The sequence below is a fragment of the Frankia sp. KB5 genome, assembly GCF_002099325.1.
GTDB classification, from domain to species: domain Bacteria; phylum Actinomycetota; class Actinomycetes; order Frankiales; family Frankiaceae; genus Frankia; species Frankia casuarinae.
Genome location: NZ_MRUJ01000135.1, coordinates 20725 through 37366 on the forward strand (window position 1 = coordinate 20725; position 16642 = coordinate 37366).

At 69.0% G+C, this 16642-nt stretch carries 13 protein-coding genes; 8 read left to right on the top strand and 5 right to left on the bottom strand.

All coding sequences use genetic code 11. The annotated features are described in order from the left end of the window. Positions 1 to 41: 41 nt before the first annotated feature. Positions 42 to 1331, bottom strand: coding sequence for a cytochrome P450 (locus tag KBI5_RS14190; protein ID WP_011436364.1), 1290 nt, complete (start codon positions 1329 to 1331; stop codon positions 42 to 44). A 706-nt stretch (positions 1332 to 2037) separates the two neighbouring features. Between KBI5_RS14190 and KBI5_RS14195 the strand changes: the two genes are divergently transcribed. The 5 genes from KBI5_RS14195 (at position 2038) to KBI5_RS14215 (ending at position 6866) form a co-directional block, all read left to right on the top strand. Further along, positions 2038 to 3984, top strand: coding sequence for an AMP-binding protein (locus KBI5_RS14195; RefSeq protein WP_085015493.1), 1947 nt, complete (start codon positions 2038 to 2040; stop codon positions 3982 to 3984). A 65-nt stretch (positions 3985 to 4049) separates the two neighbouring features. Continuing rightward, positions 4050 to 4730 (top strand): PaaI family thioesterase, encoded by a 681-nt coding sequence (locus tag KBI5_RS14200; RefSeq protein ID WP_011436362.1) that lies wholly within the window; start codon positions 4050 to 4052, stop codon positions 4728 to 4730. Next, positions 4731 to 4991, top strand: coding sequence for an acyl carrier protein (locus KBI5_RS14205; RefSeq protein WP_011436361.1), 261 nt, complete (start codon positions 4731 to 4733; stop codon positions 4989 to 4991). Then, complete coding sequence (locus tag KBI5_RS14210) at positions 4988 to 5908, top strand: class I SAM-dependent methyltransferase (RefSeq protein ID WP_011436360.1); 921 nt, start codon at positions 4988 to 4990, stop codon at positions 5906 to 5908. The genes KBI5_RS14205 and KBI5_RS14210 overlap by 4 nt, the downstream gene beginning before the upstream one ends. A gap of 31 nt (positions 5909 to 5939) precedes the next feature. After that, entirely contained in the window at positions 5940 to 6866 is a 927-nt protein-coding gene (locus tag KBI5_RS14215; RefSeq protein ID WP_011436359.1) for an acyl-ACP desaturase, read from the top strand. 280 nt (positions 6867 to 7146) lie between these two features. On the opposite strand, the gene KBI5_RS14220 is transcribed toward KBI5_RS14215, so the two are convergent. After that, positions 7147 to 7962, bottom strand: a complete 816-nt coding sequence (locus tag KBI5_RS14220) for a ferritin-like domain-containing protein (RefSeq protein WP_085015494.1) — start codon at positions 7960 to 7962, stop codon at positions 7147 to 7149. A 467-nt stretch (positions 7963 to 8429) separates the two neighbouring features. On the opposite strand from KBI5_RS14220, the gene KBI5_RS14225 reads away from it, so the two are divergent. After that, positions 8430 to 9860, top strand: coding sequence for an FAD-dependent oxidoreductase (locus tag KBI5_RS14225; protein ID WP_241882903.1), 1431 nt, complete (start codon positions 8430 to 8432; stop codon positions 9858 to 9860). A 101-nt stretch (positions 9861 to 9961) separates the two neighbouring features. Here KBI5_RS14225 and KBI5_RS14230 read toward each other — a convergent pair whose 3' ends face one another. The 3 genes from KBI5_RS14230 to KBI5_RS14240 all read right to left on the bottom strand — a co-directional run bounded on the left by KBI5_RS14230 (position 9962) and on the right by KBI5_RS14240 (position 12926). Continuing rightward, a complete protein-coding gene (locus KBI5_RS14230) occupies positions 9962 to 10621 on the bottom strand; it encodes a sulfotransferase family protein (RefSeq protein ID WP_035912232.1) in 660 nt (219 codons plus the stop codon). A gap of 246 nt (positions 10622 to 10867) precedes the next feature. Next, positions 10868 to 11356, bottom strand: a complete 489-nt coding sequence (locus tag KBI5_RS14235) for an Hsp20/alpha crystallin family protein (RefSeq protein ID WP_011436356.1) — start codon at positions 11354 to 11356, stop codon at positions 10868 to 10870. Positions 11357 to 11981: 625 nt separating this feature from the next. Then, positions 11982 to 12926 carry a LysR substrate-binding domain-containing protein gene (locus KBI5_RS14240; protein WP_085015496.1) on the bottom strand — a complete coding sequence of 315 codons (945 nt, stop codon included), beginning with the start codon at positions 12924 to 12926 and terminating at the stop codon, positions 11982 to 11984. A 64-nt stretch (positions 12927 to 12990) separates the two neighbouring features. On the opposite strand from KBI5_RS14240, the gene KBI5_RS28410 reads away from it, so the two are divergent. Both KBI5_RS28410 and katG read left to right on the top strand, forming a co-directional pair. Next, a complete protein-coding gene (locus KBI5_RS28410; RefSeq protein WP_255353890.1) occupies positions 12991 to 13122 on the top strand; it encodes a hypothetical protein in 132 nt (43 codons plus the stop codon). A 33-nt stretch (positions 13123 to 13155) separates the two neighbouring features. Further along, on the top strand, positions 13156 to 15390 hold the full coding sequence (gene katG / locus KBI5_RS14245) for a catalase/peroxidase HPI (protein WP_085015497.1): 2235 nt from the start codon (positions 13156 to 13158) through the stop codon (positions 15388 to 15390). The last annotated feature ends 1252 nt before the right edge of the window (positions 15391 to 16642 follow it).

Below are 16642 nucleotides of genomic sequence, written 5' to 3' on the forward strand. Positions count from 1 at the left end.
AGCAGAATATCAGAAGCGGCTCGATCCGCGACTTTGCGGCACTATCCCCGGAAGCGGACGGGGAGCTCCGCCAGTCCTCGGATGAGCAGGTTGGATTTGTAGGGCGGCGAATCGACGAGAAGCTCGGCGGACCGGACCCGGTGGAGGAACCCCGCCAGGAAGATCTCCATCTCGAGCAACGCCAACGGCGCGCCGAGGCAGTAGTGGTGACCGAGGCTGAACGACAGGTGCCGGGACGCGCCGGAGCCTGCCACGTAGCGGCGCACATCGAGACGGTCCGGGTCGTCGAATGCCTCCGGATCACGATTGGCGCAAGCGATCAACGCCACCACACCCTCACCCGGGGAAAAGGTTCGGCCACCCACCGTCATCTCCCGGGTCGCTGCCCGGGTGTTGAGGTGGATCGGGGAGTCATAGCGTAGCAGCTCGTCGACGGCGGGCCGGATGAGATCCGGTTCGTCGCGCAGCAACGCCGTCTGGTCGGGGTTACGCAGCAACGCCAGCGCCCCGTTGCCGACCAGGTTGACCGTCGTCTCGTGGCCGGCAATCAGCAGGGTCACGCAGGTGCCGAGCAGTTCGTCCTCGGTCAGCCGATCACCCTGCTCCTCGACGGCAGCCAGCGCGCTGAGCAGATCGTCGCCACCGCTGCGGCGGCTGCGCGCGACCAGCGCACGGAAGTAGGCGAGAAACTCGGGGATGGCGTCGTTACGCTCCGCCAACGCCTCCGGAGACATCAGGACGTCCGGGTCGAACGCCCTGGCCAACGCCTGCGACCAGATCTGGATGATGCCGTGGTCGGCCGCCGGCACCCCGAGGATCTCACAAATGATCGTGAGTGGCAGCGGGTACGCGATCGTCTCGATGAGGTCGAACTCTCCGGCCCGCAGCGCGGTGTCGAGCAGATCGTCGACGAGGGCGGTGATACGCGGCCGCAGATCGGCGACCCGACCCGGGGTGAACGCCTTACTCACCAGGCCGCGCAGCCGGGTGTGGTCCGGCGGCTCCATCCACAGGAACGTCGCCGGGAACTCCTCGGCGGGCAAGGTGGGATGCAGCTGGTGGGCCTCCTGATCGTGCCCCCAGCTCTGGTTGGACAGTACCGCTACACAGTCGTCGTGCCGGGTGGCGACCCGCAGTCCGAACGGCGTCTCGTGCAGCCGGCCGGCTGCCCGCAGGCGCGCATAGAGCGGATAGGGATTCGGCCTGTTCGCGGGATCGAACAACGCGGCCAGCAGATCAGGCGCCTGGTCCGGGAGCGGTTTCCCGTGGTCGGCCGCGACGCCGGTACCGGCGTCCGCCCCGGCGAATACGGAATCGGTTGTGACTGCCATGACGTGCTCCTCATCGTCGGTCCGACGAATGCCGGCGCGGGTGGTGCCACGGAGCTCGGTTCACGGTGGGTCTCCACCTGGAAGCGCCCCGGGACCTGTGCGTTCAGGCCACCTGCCCGGAGCCTGATCGCGGCGGTGAGAAATGAGGGAATGGAGGCGATGGATGGGATGAGTAAGGACGGTGGCGGCGGGTGGGGACCCTCAGTTCCGTTCCCGAGTCTTGTCTCCTGACCCTTGTCTCCGGATTCCGGCCGGACACGGGAAACTTGCTTCGGTCGCGGTCGCGGTCGCGGTCGCGGTCGCGCGCCGAGCCGGCGACCCGGCGACCCGGCGAGGTGATCGGTACATTTGATACCACCAGGACGACACCCAGGTGAACTCCCAGGAAACCATCGGATGAATTTTCCGACCGCCGGAACGATTCGGTGATGTATTGTCGGCCCTGATGGATCAATAGATTACCTAAATTTTTGTTGACGAACGACCACCATACCCACGAGCCTTTTCCTGCCGCCCGCGGCATTCATCAGCACATCCGATCATCAGTACACCCGACGGACAGAGATCAGTACACCCGACGGGCGAGTACACCCGACGGGCGGCCCGATCGGCTGCTGTTCGGCCGCCGTCGCCTCGGTGCCGGCCGGGCCCCATCCGTCGCACGGACGCGGAAGACACCCGGACGCGGAAGACAGGAGCGCGGATCATGCCTGCCATCMGGAGCGAGGTCACCTCGCCCACCTCCGCCATCTCGCCCATGTCTCCGACTCTCCATCCGCGGCCGGGCCCCCCACGGTCGGCGACGACCGGCGGGCCGACCCACGCGACCCACGGCAGCCACCCGACCGACCCGACCGGCACGACCGACGCTCGCGGGCACCATGAGCCGCTCGACGCCGAGACGTTGCACGACGCACTGGACGTCGCGGCCGCCCGGCATCCCGACACGCCCGTCACGTTCCCGTCCACCCACGAGGTGATCTCGCTGCGGGACCTCGCGGCCACCTCCCGGATCATCGCGGCCGCGCTGACGACGGACGGGGTCCAGGCCGGCGAGCGGGTTGGGGTGCTGGCCGCGAACTCGGCCGAGTTTCTGCTCGCGCTCTTCGCGATCAGTCGGGCGGGCGCGGCGGCCTGTCCGCTGCCACTGCCGACCACCGCGCACGACCTCAACGGCTATGCCGACCGGGTCTCGCGCACTACGGCGGCCGCGGGCATCCACCGGGTGGTCACCGGCGGCCGAGTGTCGGCCATCCTGCGCCGCACGGCCGACCGGCTCGGCGGACTCCGGTTCCTCCCCGCGGCTGACCTGGTCCGCGACGTCGGTCCCGCCACGCCCACACGCCAGCCACATCCGGGTCCCGAATGCCCGGTGGGTGCGGTGGGTGCGGTGGGTGCGGACGACGTCGCGATCGTGCAGTTCACCTCCRGCAGCACCGCGGCCCCGAAGGGCGTGGTGCTCAGCCACCGCGCCGTGCTGTGCGGCATCCGCGCGATCATCGACGGCATCCGGCTCGGTGAAGGCGATCACGGCGGAATCTGGTTGCCGCTGTTCCACGACATGGGGCTGTTCGCGACCCTCAGCGCGATCATGACCGGCATCCCGATGACCGTCTGGTCCCCGGCGGACTTCGTCCGTGACCCCGCCGGCTGGCTGCGCTCGTTCCTCGCCAGCGGCGCCACGATCTCGCCGGCGCCGAACTTCGCCTACGACGACCTCGTCCGGGCGATCGACCCAGACGAGGTACCCGGGCTGGACATGCGCCGGTGGCGCGTCGCGCTGAACGGAGCCGAGCCGGTCTCCGCGGTCGGCGTCGAGCGCTTCCTCGACCACTTCGCGCCGGCCGGGTTCGCCCCCACGGCGATGTTCCCCGTGTACGGGATGGCCGAGGCCACCCTGGCCGTGGCCTTCCCGCCGCTGGGCCGCGCCCCCGTGGTCACCTGGGTCGACCGGGACCGACTCGCCGCCGAGGGAATCGTGACGGAGGTCCCGCGCGAGCATCCGCGCGCCAAGGGGCTGGTCGCCGTCGGCCGGCCGGTCCGCGACATCCGGATTCGCATCGCCGACCTGCACGGTGACGTCCTGGCCGATCCGCTCGGCGACGGTCTGGCGCCGAGCCTGCGGGTGGGCGAGATCCAGATCCGGGGTGGTTCGGTCACCTCGGGCTACCTCACCGCGGGGGGCCTGACGACCGGGGGCTTCACAGCGGACGGCTGGCTGCGCACCGGCGACCTCGGCTTCCAGCGCGGCGACGATCTGTTCGTGACCGGCCGGGACAAGGAAATGATCATTATACGCGGCGTGAACTACTACCCCGAGGACGCCGAAGCGGCGGTGCGTGACCTTCCGGGCGTGCACCGACGTCGCGTCGTCGCCTTCGGCTCCCCCGACCAGCCGGACGCCGCCGGCAGCCCTCCGGACGCCACCGGAGCGAAGGCTGCCGGCGGCGTCACGGTGGTCGGCGAGACCGCGCTGACCGAGCCCGCGGACCGAGCCCGACTCGCGACCGACCTGCGGATGGCGGCGACTGCGGCGCTGGGGCTGTCCACGGTGACGGTGCGTCTGGTCGAGCCCGGCGCGCTGCCCCGCACCTCCAGCGGCAAATTCCAACGGCTGGCGGTACGCGACCTGGTCGGGCGCGGCGTGCTCTGACCCGCAAGCCCAGCGTCCAATTCCGCACACCCACCGCGTTCCGCGCCCATCGACCAGGGAGCCCGATGCACAGCCACCTGATGACGCCGAGCCCTGACGGCCCGCGGGAAGCCGACGATCCGGAGGACTACCTGAGCGTGCCGTGGTCCGTGCTCGCGGACTATCGGTGTTTCGGCTGCTCGCCGCACAATCCGCACGGGCTGCAACTACGCTTCTCCGCCCACGCCGACGGCATCTCGACCCGTTTCCGGCTCGAACGCCGGCACGAGTCCTATCCCGGCGTCGTGCACGGTGGCCTCATCGGAGTGATCGTCGATGAGACGATGGGCAATCTGATCGTGCTGCAGGTCGGGCTCACCGCGTTCACCACCGCGCTGCGGGTACGCTACCTCGCCCCGCTGAGCGTCGGCGCCGAATACCGCTGCGTCGCCCGGCTGCGCGGCGTCCCGGATGCTACCCCCGGCCGCGGGGACGCGGCACCGGTCGGCGGCACGGCCGGCGGCGTAAGCGGCGGCAGAGCAAACGGGCTGGTGCACGCCGAGGCCGAGCTCCTCGACGAGGCCGGGACGCTGCTCGCGACCGCAAGCGCGACCTACCGCCCGACCCCGATGGACACCGCCCGGGACCGGATGATGCTGAATCCGACCGAGGCCGACCGCGTCGCGCAGGCGCTGGCGGCGACGCTCACCAGACCACCGGCCACCGGGTCCACCGCCGCCGGCCTCCCCACCTCAGAGGAGCACTGAATGTCCGTGTCGTATACGGAGATCGTCACCACCGTCACCGCCATCGTCGCTCGTGAGCTCGGCATCCCGATCGAGGACCTGGCTGCGGACGCCGATCTGCGCTCCGTGGAGGGTGCGGACTCGGTGAAGGTGCTCCGGATGATCGCCCGGGTGGAACGCGAGTACGACGTCGAACTCGAGGACGATGACGTCTTCTCGGCGGTCACCGTCGCCGAGGTCGCCGACGTCGTCCAGGCTGCGCTGCAGGTGCAGGCCGCATGAGCTCGCCCGTCACCACCGCGCCGGAGGCGGCGGCGGGCCTCGCCACCGAACCCACGACGAGCACCGAACCCACGACGAGCACCGAACCCACGACGAGCGACACCAATCAGCACTACGACCTGCCGCCCGAGGTCTTCGGCCTGTTCCTCGATCCCCTGCGCAAGTACAGCTCGGGTCTCTACCGCACGGAGCACGACACCCTCGAGCAGGCGCAGATCGCCAAGCTCCACTTCGTCGCCGATCGGCTCGGCCTGCGCCGCGGTGGTCGCGTCCTCGACATCGGATGCGGTTGGGGCTCGCTGACGCTGTTCATGGCGGTCGAGTACGAAGCCGAGGTCGTCGGGGTCTCCCCCGCAGGGCGACAGCACGCCTACATCGCGCAGCGAGCCGCCGAGCTCGGCGTGAGCGACCGCGTCACCACGATCCAGGGCCACTTCGAGACGGTCGAGCTGCCCTCGGGGAGTTTCGACGCGGTGACGATGCTCGGCTCGATCGTGCACATGCCCGACCTCGATGTCGTGTTCCGGCGGGCCCGGGCGCTGCTGCGCCGCGACGGACGGCTGTACGTGTCGGAAAGCTGCTTTCGCAACGCGGCCACCCGGGCGGCGTTCGACCATCGGGAAGGGACCGAGTTCGTCCGCGCATCGATCTTCGGCTGGGGGGACATGCGGCCGCTGTCCGACCTCGTCGCCGGCGCCGAGGACGCCGGTTTCTCCCTGGCGAGCCTCGACGATCTCACCGACGACTACCGGCGCACCATCGACGACTGGCTGGTGAACGTCGACGCGGCCGCGGAGCGGATCGACGCGATCCGCCCGGGAACGGCCGCGACGCTGCGCCGCTATCTGGAGGTCGCGAACGCCGGCTGGGGCTACACCACCAAGCACTACGCGCTGGTGTGCCGCAAGGCACGCTGACCGCCGCCGAGCGAGGAACGGGATCCACATCATGACGGCATCCGACATTCTCCGGCCGGCGTTCGGCCAGGCCCGCGGCGTCGAACCACCGCGAGCCCCCGCACGCCCGGCCCTGGCGCCGCTGCTTCCTCCCGCCGAGGTCGAGGCGGCCGTCATCGCCTTCCACCAGGCGGGTTCCACCACCCGCCGCTTCGACGTCGAATCGACGTTCGCCTGGGAGAACGCCGACGCCGGTCGGCTCACCGAGGGACAGCGCTCCGCGGTCCGGTTCATCACGTTGATCGAGGACCACCTGCCCGGCTACTTCGGCGTGTACGAGCGGGCCTTCCCGCTGAACCCCGACGTCGACGTCGAGACCTTCGTGCACAACCGGGAGCTTTACCACTTCACCGTGCGTTGGGCGCAGGAGGAGGACAGCCACGCCCGGGCACTGTTCCGCTACCAGGTCGCCGCCGGCATCGCCGATCCCGACGAGCTGCGGCGGGAACTGGCGACCGAGGGGCGCAAGCACTTCGAACTGCCGCACGACCACGCGGTCTCGCTGTTCGCCTACGCCCTGGTCCAGGAGAAGGCGACCCAGCTGTACTACCAGCAGCTGCGGGCGGTCGTCGGCGATCCGGTGTTGGCCGATCTGCTGAACCGGCTCGCCAAGGACGAGGCCCGGCACTTCACCTTCATGGCCGACATCGTGGAACGGTACCTGCGCCGCCACGGCGACGCCGTCATCGAGCCGATCCGGGAGGTTATCGCGCACTTCCGGATGCCACTGGCCGACACGATCCGGGGTTACTGGCGCTGGGCCCTGCGGATCGCCGAGACTGCCCGCTACGATCACACCGACGCCTACCCGCACCTCATCCGAGTGGTCAACCGGGCGGTCGACGTCCGCACCGACAAGGTCGACGAACTGGTTCGCTTCGTCGACGCCTGCCGGTCGACGACCCTGGACACCCCGTAGGTCCCTGCCAGGACCAGCGCAGCAGCAGTGGCCGTCCCACGAACCGGCGGCCGGTGAATTTGCGGGAGCTGAGCGCGGTCCGCGATCCCTGGACCGTGCTCAGCTCCCCACGACTCGGCCGCCACACGATCACGCGCACGATCACGCGGACGCGTCCCGGCTGGGACGCGTCCGCGTGGATGGCCGCACGGGAAACTACCGGATCCGTTCGTGACAGGCCCGGTACCGGCAAACCCGGCACCGTCAGGCCCGGTACTGACGAACTCGATCGCCGAAGCGGTCAGGGCATCGCCTCCACCAACGCCTGCCGGATGTCGGAGTTCCGGTTGAACTCCCGGCCGAGAACGCTGCCGAGCGCCTTGCGGATCTTCACTTGGAGCTGTTCCAGCGTATCCGGCTCGGAAACCCGCAAGAACACCTCGAACGCGGTGTCAATGGTCTCGTGGCCCTGAAGATCCTCGAGCAGGCGGTGCTTGAACTCCCCCACCGGATGCTTGATCCGGTTGTTCGACATGTAGAAGTGGAACGTCTCCAACACGGACACGAGCTCGTGCGGATTCCGCTCCAGCCGGCGCTTCGCGAAGTACATGAACTCCCGGGCATGACCGGCCTCGTCCCGGCTGGCGCGCAGCATGAGGTCCGCCAGCACCGGCTCGCGCACCCACTCCGACATCGTCCGGTAGACCRTGTTCACCGTCATCTCCGAGATGACGTTGGTGATCAAAGTGGCGCTCGGCGTGGTGCCCGGCACGTAGGGCTCGCGCAACGCCTCGATCCGGCGCTGGTCGATCTGGGCGTCCACCGCCTGCAGCCACGCCCGGAAGGCGTAGTGGTGCTGGAGCTCCTGGTAGCCCCAGATGTTCACGAAGGCAGAGCAGTCGTAATCGTCGGTGAACTCGTTGAGAAAGCCGTGCACCGCCGCGATGGAGGTGGCCTCACCCATGACCGCACCCTTGACCAGCGCAATATACTCGGGCTGGACAAGATCCCTGCGGATCTCGTCCAGCGGCAGGTCGACCAGCTTCCACTGCAGCCGCTCATAGTGCTGGAATACGTCAAAGCTGTGCGCGTTCTCGATGGTGTCGGAGGTCGCCATGCTGGAATCTCCCCTGGCCCGGTCCCGTCGACCTGTGCGGACTCGTTTCTATTTCACCACAGTTGGTTCGACAATATCAACGGCCAGTCATTACGTCATCCCATCGATCGATGGGAACAGGCTATGGCGCCCACGACGAAGTCCTTGGATTTTTATGATGTTCTCGCCCAGGATTCCGGGAAGATTAACCCACGAGTCGATCCGGCGGGCCGCCAATACCTCATGGCTGCTCTGGCTCCATGAACCTGCTCCAGGCACCTGCTCCATGCACCGCGCGAGAGACCGGGCAAGAGGGAGTTCATGTGACACCTGCTGCGCACGCTGCTGACGCGGGTCGAGAAGCTGGAGCTGCCTGGAGCCRCTCAGCGACAGCCGCCAGGACAAGYCGAACGTCAACTTCCGCGGCCCTGACGGACTCCCGGCCGCCCCGCGGCAGCCGGGGGCACGCCGTCGTCCTCGGCGCCGGGATGGCCGGGCTCCTCGCGGCCCGGGTGACGGCCGAGTTCTTCGACCGGGTGACGATCATCGAACGAGACGACCTCACCACCGAGGGTACTCGCCGCGGCGTCGCGCAGGGATCCCATCTGCACGCCCTCACCGAACGAGGCCGGTTGTGCCTGGAGGAGCTGTTCCCCGGGTTCACCGACACCGTGACCGGCCACGGCGCGCCTCGCGCCCACATGCTCGTCGAGACCCGGTGGTACGTCCGCGGGCGGCGATTGTACCCCACCGACACCGGGCTCACCTCCCTGCTGGCGAGCCGGCCGCTGCTGGAGAGCGTGCTGCGGGAGGCCGTACTCGCCCGTTCCCAGGTCCGCCTGCTGCAGCGGGTGCGCGCCGTTGGGCTGGTGGGCCGGCCCGGCCCGGGCGGTCCGGACGAACCCGGCCGGATCGTCGGGGTCCGGGTCGAACGCCTCGACAGTGGCCCGCGGCCGGACGACGCCCGAGTCAACGGCACCCAAGCCAACGGCACCCGGCCCGACAGCAGCACCTGGCCCGGCGGGGTACGCCCTGCGGATGCGCACCTCGACGGCGGCGAGGTCATCGAGGCGGAGCTGGTCGTCGACGCGACCGGCCGCGGCTCCCGGGCAGCGGACTGGCTCGCCGCGCACGGGCTGCCCGTGCCCGTGCGCGAGCAGGTCGACGTCGACCTCGGCTACGCATCCCGCGTCTACCGGCGACGCGCGAGCGACCTCGACGGCCAACGTGCGGTTATCATCTCGACGATCCCCGGGCTGCGCGGCGGTGGCGCCGTCGCGCAGGAGGACGATCGGTGGATCGTCACCCTGGCCGGCATGCTCGGCGAGCATCCGCCCACCGACCCGGACGGGTTCGCCCGCTTCGCGGCAACCCTGCCCRCTCCCGACATCGCCCGGCTCATCGCCGACGCCGAGCCGCTCGGGGATCCGACCCCCTACCGCTTTCGCGGATCGGTGCGACGCCCGTACGCACGCCTGCGCGAGCCCAGCGCCGGCTTCGTCGCCCTCGGGGACGCGGTGTGCAGCCTCAACCCGCTGTACGCCCAGGGGATGACGGTCGCGGCCCAGCAGGCGCTGGCGCTGCGGGACGCCCTGCGGGACACGCCGGACGCGCTCGGCCCACCCGCCGCCCGCACCGACGCCGATCTGCCCCGGCGGTTCTTCACCGCCGCGGCCGTTCCCGCCGACCTGGCCTGGGCTCTGGCCACCGGAAATGATCTAGGATACCCACAGGTGCAGGGGCGGCGCACCCCGCGGATCAGGCTGGTCAACGCCTATCTGCCCCACGTGCACGCCGCCGCGCATACCGACCCGGTGGTGGCCCGGGTGTTCATGCGAATCATCAATCTGGTCGAACCGCCGTCGGCCCTGCTGCGACCGGACGTCCTCACTCGGGTGCTACGCGCCCRCCGCTCCTGATCCTCCACGCCGGCGGCCGGCTCCGGGTGCCGTGGGATGCGCACGTGCCCGGGACCGCGCCGGGCCGGGAATCCCCGCCTCAGCCACCGAGCTGGGCGGGTTCACGGCTGGACACCACTCGCGCTCATGGCCGCGACGACACGTTCACGGTGTTTCGCCGCGTAGGCTTCTCGATTGTTCAGTCGGGGGAACTGTTCCCCCGGAACCGGCACACCGAGGAAGTCGCACAGGGGCCCCCACCCCTGGGCGACGTCGAATACCAACAGACGGTCGGCTGAGATCTCGCGTTGCACCGCGGCATTGTGCTCCGCGAAGACCTGTAGGGCGTGGTCCTTGTCTGCGAAACGCCCCTTGAAGACACCGTCCCACACCACCAGATTCATCATGGTGATCACGCGCATGGCTTCCGCGCTCATTCGCGCCGGTCGGTTCGATATCGCCTGGAACAGTGTGCTCCGCGCACTGTCATACCACTTTTCCGGGTCGCGAACCGTAAGAATCACTCGAGCCGACGGGTAGTGGTCCGCAAGCTCCCGCCAGAACCGGGCTCCCGGCCAATCGACTGTCGATCTGTACTGGCCGTACAGCGAGTCCCAGTCCACAGGAGCGCCTTCAGCGGCACTCGTCCATGCGGCAATGGTCTCTCGGTGCGCGAGGACCTCGTCCATGTGATGACAAGGGCCGTAACCGAGCTGTTCGAGGGCCAACTTGAGCGAAAGCGTTCCGGTGCGCCCGAAGCCCGCACCAATGATGTTGATCATTTCCCTCCTCCGTAGACAACGGATGCAACATTAACGACCATTCCGTTGCGAGTCCAGAGGGAATTTTAATAATCTACCATTCTGGTAGGGATTGTGTAGTTGTAAGTATCCTAACTGCCCACACCCGGTTGTCCGGTGTAGTTTTATGGAGGATTCAGGATTCAGGATTCACCACGGCGCCGCGGCCAGGCGGGCACGGCCTCCGCCGGGGATAGCGGACACGCGGGCAGCGGCCCCGCCGCCGGGTCAGCTGCCGCCGCCACTGCCGCCGGTGACCTCGATGTGCCTGGGCTGACTCTTCCTGGACTTGGCGAGCCGGATCGTCAGCACCCCGTCGTCCAGCGACGCACTGACCGACTCCGGGTCCACCTCGCCCGGCAGCACGATGCGATGTTCAAACCTGCCCACCCGGCGGGTCTGACGGCGTAGCACGCCCTTCCGTTCCCGCTCCTTGATCTCACCGGTGACCCGAAGCTCGTTATCCTGCAGGTCGATCGAGACATCGCGGCCGCGCACCCCGGGGAGCTCGAGTTCGACGATGTAGGCATCGTCGGTCTCCTCGATGTCGACCGGGATGACGGCGGCGGCCAGCAGTCCCACCGGTCGGCCTTCCGCGCCACCGACGACCTCATCGAGCAGGCTTCCCATCCGGGTCCAGGCGTCCTCGATCTCCCGGAACGGATCCCACCTGATCACCGGGGCCGGACGTTGGCTGCTTCGCACCGGAAATGCCATGATGTTCCTCCACTCGTCAATATCATTTCGACATCATTCGATTCGACCACACAATCAGCTGTTATCGGTCAAACACTTCCATCGCCGTCTCCCTGGTCGTCGGCGGGTAAATCGGCCGCGGCGGGAAACACTGACCACTGCTTCGGGGTTGTTCCGCAACCGCCGGAACGGTGAACAACCGGCGCGACCTCTCCGGGACGGCCACCGCCTGGGCACACAGCACCCGGGCAGGTGTGGAGGCCGCGAAGCACGGCGGTCCCGCCATCCCCTCGAATCAGTTTTCCTCATCAAGACGAGCCGGCGGGACCCTGGCCCTGTCCGCTGACGGACAATGAGCCCAAAGTCCTTCTGCCCAGCTCCGCCCGCACGAAACCACAGCCGGGCGACGGTGCGGGCATCGCGGCATCCCGCCCTGCCCCGGCTGGTCGCGCGGCTGAACGCACTCCCAGGGGCTCCTCGAGCACCTCGGCGACCAGCCCGCGATCGTGACCACGCTGCAGGAATGGCATGACATCCTCGCGGCTGTCAGCCGGCAATCCGCCGAGACGGATCCGCTGCCAGTGGCACAGTGGCGTGCGCTCGCGGCCGGCCTGCCGCGTTCCCCGGAGCCCGCCGAGGGCGCGCGTCAGACCGCCGCGGCCGGCACCGGGGCGAGGGCGAGACCCGTCCCCGGCAGGGCGGCCCGCACCTCGGCGGCGAGCAGGTTCCAGTCCGTCACGCGGGCCGAGGTCAAGCGGTAGGCCAGGCCGACGCGCCGGTGCGGCGCGGGCCGGCGGAACGTGGCGACGGCCAGGCCCCGCCCCTCGCCGACCTCGACTCCGACAGCGGCGGCGGGGACGAGGGTCAGCCCCAGGCCACCGGCGACCATCTGGACGATCGTCGACAGGCTCGCCGCACGCAGGGTGGAACGCTCCCGTGCCCCTGCCTCCCGGCAGACCTCGAGTGCCTGGGCCCGGAAGCAGTGCCCGTCCTCCAGCAGGAGCAGGTCCTGCCCGCCGATGGCTGCGACCGGCACGGCAACGCCACCCGCCAGCGGGTGCTCCGCGGGGGTGACGAGGACAAAGTCCTCGTCGTACAGCGGGATCTCGGCTGTCCCCGGCTCATCGGTGGGCAGAGCGAGCAACGCGAGATCGAGCGCACCGCCGCGCAGCTCCGCCAGCAGGGTGGCCGTCTGAGACTCCCGCAGCCGCAGCCGCGCCTGCGGCCACCGTTCCCGCAGCGTCGGCAGCAGCTGTGGGAGCAGGTAGGGGGCCACCGTGGGGATGACCCCAAGACGGATGTCACCGACCAGGGGTTCCCGGGCCCGGATGGCCAGTTCACCGATGTCGTCGACGGCACCCAGTACCCCCCGGGCCCGCCGGACGATCTCCTCCCCGAGCCCGGTGAGCAGGACGCTGCGGGTGGTGCGTTCCACGAGCTGGACGCCCAGGGTGCGCTCAAGCGCCGCCACCGCGCTGGACAGCGTCGGCTGGCTGACGTGCAGGGCCRCCGCGGCGCGGCCGAAGTGCCGGTGATCGGCCACTCYGACGAGGGCGCGCAGCTGGGCCAGGGTCGGGTGCGGACTAGCCATAGATTGAGGCTATCAAAGTTGCGGAATTTTTCGATTTCTCTTCCGAGTCGCCGACCGTGACAGTGTGACAGTTATGACAGTGGAGTCATCCCTGCGCGGCTTCTCGATCGACGAGGCCGTCAACGAGGCCATCAACGACGGCCGCGGCCATCTACTGGGGCCGGCGCCCCGGCTGTTCCACCGCACGCGTTCCTGATCGCTCCTGATCCGTCTATGCCCGGAGGGTCCCATGTCCGAGAACCATGACGCAGTCGTGTACAACACGAACGCGGAGAACGGCGGTGGCTGCCCGGTCGCGCACGGGCGCGCCCCGCACCCCACCCAGGGCGGCGGAAACCGCGGCTGGTGGCCGAACCGGCTCAACCTGAAGATCCTCGCCAAGAACCCCGCCGTGGCCAACCCCCTCGGCGGGGAGTTCACCTATGCCGAGGCCTTCCGGACCCTCGACCTCGCCGCCGTGAAGCAGGACATCGCGGCGGTGCTGACTACCTCGCAGGCCTGGTGGCCGGCCGACTACGGTCACTACGGCCCGTTCATCATCCGGATGGCGTGGCACAGCGCGGGTACCTACCGCATCAGCGACGGTCGCGGTGGTGCGGGTGCCGGCCAGCTGCGTTTCGCTCCCCTCAACAGCTGGCCGGACAACGCGAACCTCGACAAGGCTCGCCGCCTGCTGTGGCCGGTCAAGAAGAAGTACGGTCAGAAGATCTCATGGGCCGATCTGATGATCCTCGCCGGCAACGTCGCCCTGGAGTCGATGGGCTTCGAGACCTTCGGCTTCGCCGGCGGTCGGGTGGACGTCTGGGAGCCTGACGAGGACGTCTACTGGGGCCCCGAGACCACCTGGCTCGACGACGAGCGCTACACCGGCGACCGGGAGCTCGAGAATCCCCTCGCCGCCGTCCAGATGGGTCTCATCTACGTCAACCCGGAGGGCCCGAACGGCAACCCGGACCCGATCGCCGCGGCGCGCGACATCCGCGAGACGTTCCGCCGGATGGCGATGAACGACGAGGAGACGGTCGCCCTGATCGCCGGCGGCCACACCTTCGGCAAGACCCACGGCGCGGCCAACCCGGACGAGCACGTCGGCCCGGAGCCCGAGGGCGCCCCCATCGAGGAGCAGGGCTTCGGCTGGACGAGCACCTTCGGCACCGGCAGGGGTGGGGACACGATCACCAGCGGGCTTGAGGGTGCGTGGACGAACACCCCGGTGAGCTGGGACAACAGCTTCTTCGAGATCCTGTTCAGCTACGAGTGGGAGCTGACGAAGAGCCCCGCCGGTGCGAACCAGTGGAAGCCGAAGGACGGTGCCGGTGCCGGCACCGTCCCCGACGCCCACGACGCAGCGAAAAGCCACGCCCCCACGATGCTGACGACGGACCTCGCCCTCCGGTTCGACCCGATCTACGAGCCCATCTCGCGGCGCTTCCTGGAGAATCCGAGCGCGTTCGCGGACGCGTTCGCCCGGGCGTGGTTCAAGCTGACGCATCGTGACCTGGGGCCGGTCGCGCGCTACCTCGGCCCGGAGGTCCCGACCGAGACGCTGCTGTGGCAGGACCCGCTCCCGGCGGTGGCCCACGAGCTCATCGACGCCGCGGACGTCGCCACTCTCAAGGGTCAGATCCTTGCCTCGGGCCTGTCGGTCTCCCAGCTGGTCTCCACCGCGTGGGCGTCGGCCTCGACGTTCCGCGGTGGTGACAAGCGCGGCGGCGCCAACGGTGCGCGCATCCGCCTCGAACCACAGCGCGGTTGGGAGGTCAACGAACCCGACCAGCTGGCGGCGGTCCTGCGCACGCTGACGAGAATCCAGGAGGTCTTCAACGCCGCCCAGACCGGCGGCAAGCAGGTCTCACTCGCCGACCTGATCGTGCTCGCCGGTGGTGTTGCCGTCGAGCAGGCCGCCGCGAACGCCGGCTTCGACGTCGAGGTCCCCTTCGCACCGGGACGTACCGACGCGTCGCAGGAGCAGACCGACGTGGAGTCGTTCGCGGTGCTCGAGCCGACGGCGGACGGGTTCCGCAACTACCTGGGGAAGGGCCACCGCCTGCCGGCTGAGTACCTTCTGCTCGACCGGGCGAACCAGCTGACCCTGAGCGCCCCCGAGCTGACGGTCCTCGTCGGTGGTCTGCGGGTCCTGGGCGCCAACTACCAGCAGTCGCCGCTCGGCGTCTTCACCGCGACCCCCGGGTCGCTGACGAACGACTTCTTCGTCAACCTGCTCGAGCTGGGCAYGACGTGGAAGACGACGTCCGAGGACGCGAACACCTTCGAGGGCCGCGATGCCGCCACGGGCAAGGTCAGGTGGACCGGCAGCCGCGCCGACCTCGTCTTCGGTTCAAACTCCGAACTGCGCGCGCTCGCGGAGGTCTACGCGAGCGACGACGCGCGGGAGAAGTTCGTGCACGACTTTGTCGCGGCGTGGGTCAAGGTGATGAACCTCGACCGGTTCGACCTCGTCTGATCCTGGTTCACCTCGCCCGATCCTGACGTCCAGGTCGGCCCGTGCCGGGCCACCTGGACGTCCTCGGTCCCGTCGCCATGGGCCTGAGGACGTGACGGTCGTGACGGTCGTGACGGTCGTGACGAGCTCGTCCGCCGAACAGGTGCCGGCGGCCGATCGGCGTGACAGGCGTCACCAGCACCCCCATACCTTCAGATAATCGACTGATCCTGCTAGACAGAACCAGTACCCGGGGAAACCTCGACGTCGCAGTACGATCCCGCGGGGACGACCATGATCCTTTGTGATCCCGTGCCGCCCCTGCCGGAACGGCTCCCTCCCGCCGCCCAGGCCGTCCAGCCGCTGTCCCGGCCACGCTCCCCGTTCCCGTACTAAGCCGGGGGTCAACGGCTCTCGCCTTCGAAGATCTCCCTCACCGCCGCCGCGCGCGGGACGAGCGGTAGCGTGCGCGCCGCCAGCCTTCCTCTGGACACGCCTGGCGACTGGCCCGCGCGCCCACCCGAGGCACGGGAGAAACCCTCGGCATCCGGTCTCCTCGATCCCCTGCTGCTCTCTGTGCCCAGCCCTGGGCCGGCGACCGCCACGGTTCGGCGCACCGGCTGCCGTTGCACCGTTCGTCTCCCTCCCCCTCGACACGGAGGTCGAGGCGGCGGTCACCGTGCGACGCGTAGGTCGACAACTCACTGTAGTCGACTCCGAGCTCGGATCGGCGGGATCCCGGGCGAGCGTGCTTGTGCGTTTTCTCGTCTCGCRCCTCACCGTCCATTGACCCCTTCAAGGACGCGCTGGCCAACGCCTGTTCGAGGGACCAGACGGAGCGGGGACCGCGGCAGTCCGGTCGAGCGCGCCCGCACCCGGGCCGAGTCGGTCAGGTCGACATTTTTATTAACTCTGCGTAACAGAATGYGGAATACAACGTGGTCCTTCACCGCCCCGGACCGGAGGACCACCCCCATCGCTGCCACAATGCGACTTCGTAAGCACGGTTCGTAGTCAGACGGCACCAAAGACCACTAGCCACACATCCGACATCGCAGTCCGGAGTCTGGGGAATACCAGATTCCGGACAGCACGATCATCAGGGGGATCAAGAGATCATGACGTTAACGCATCCGACCGAGACGCCGACGAGCCTGATGACCGGGCATCCGGTTCGACTGGCCCGCCCGGGGGAGACGGACGACCGCGAGTCGCGCCCCGCCCGGGACACCACCACGACAATCACCCGAACCGGCACCCCCGGCATCGGCGG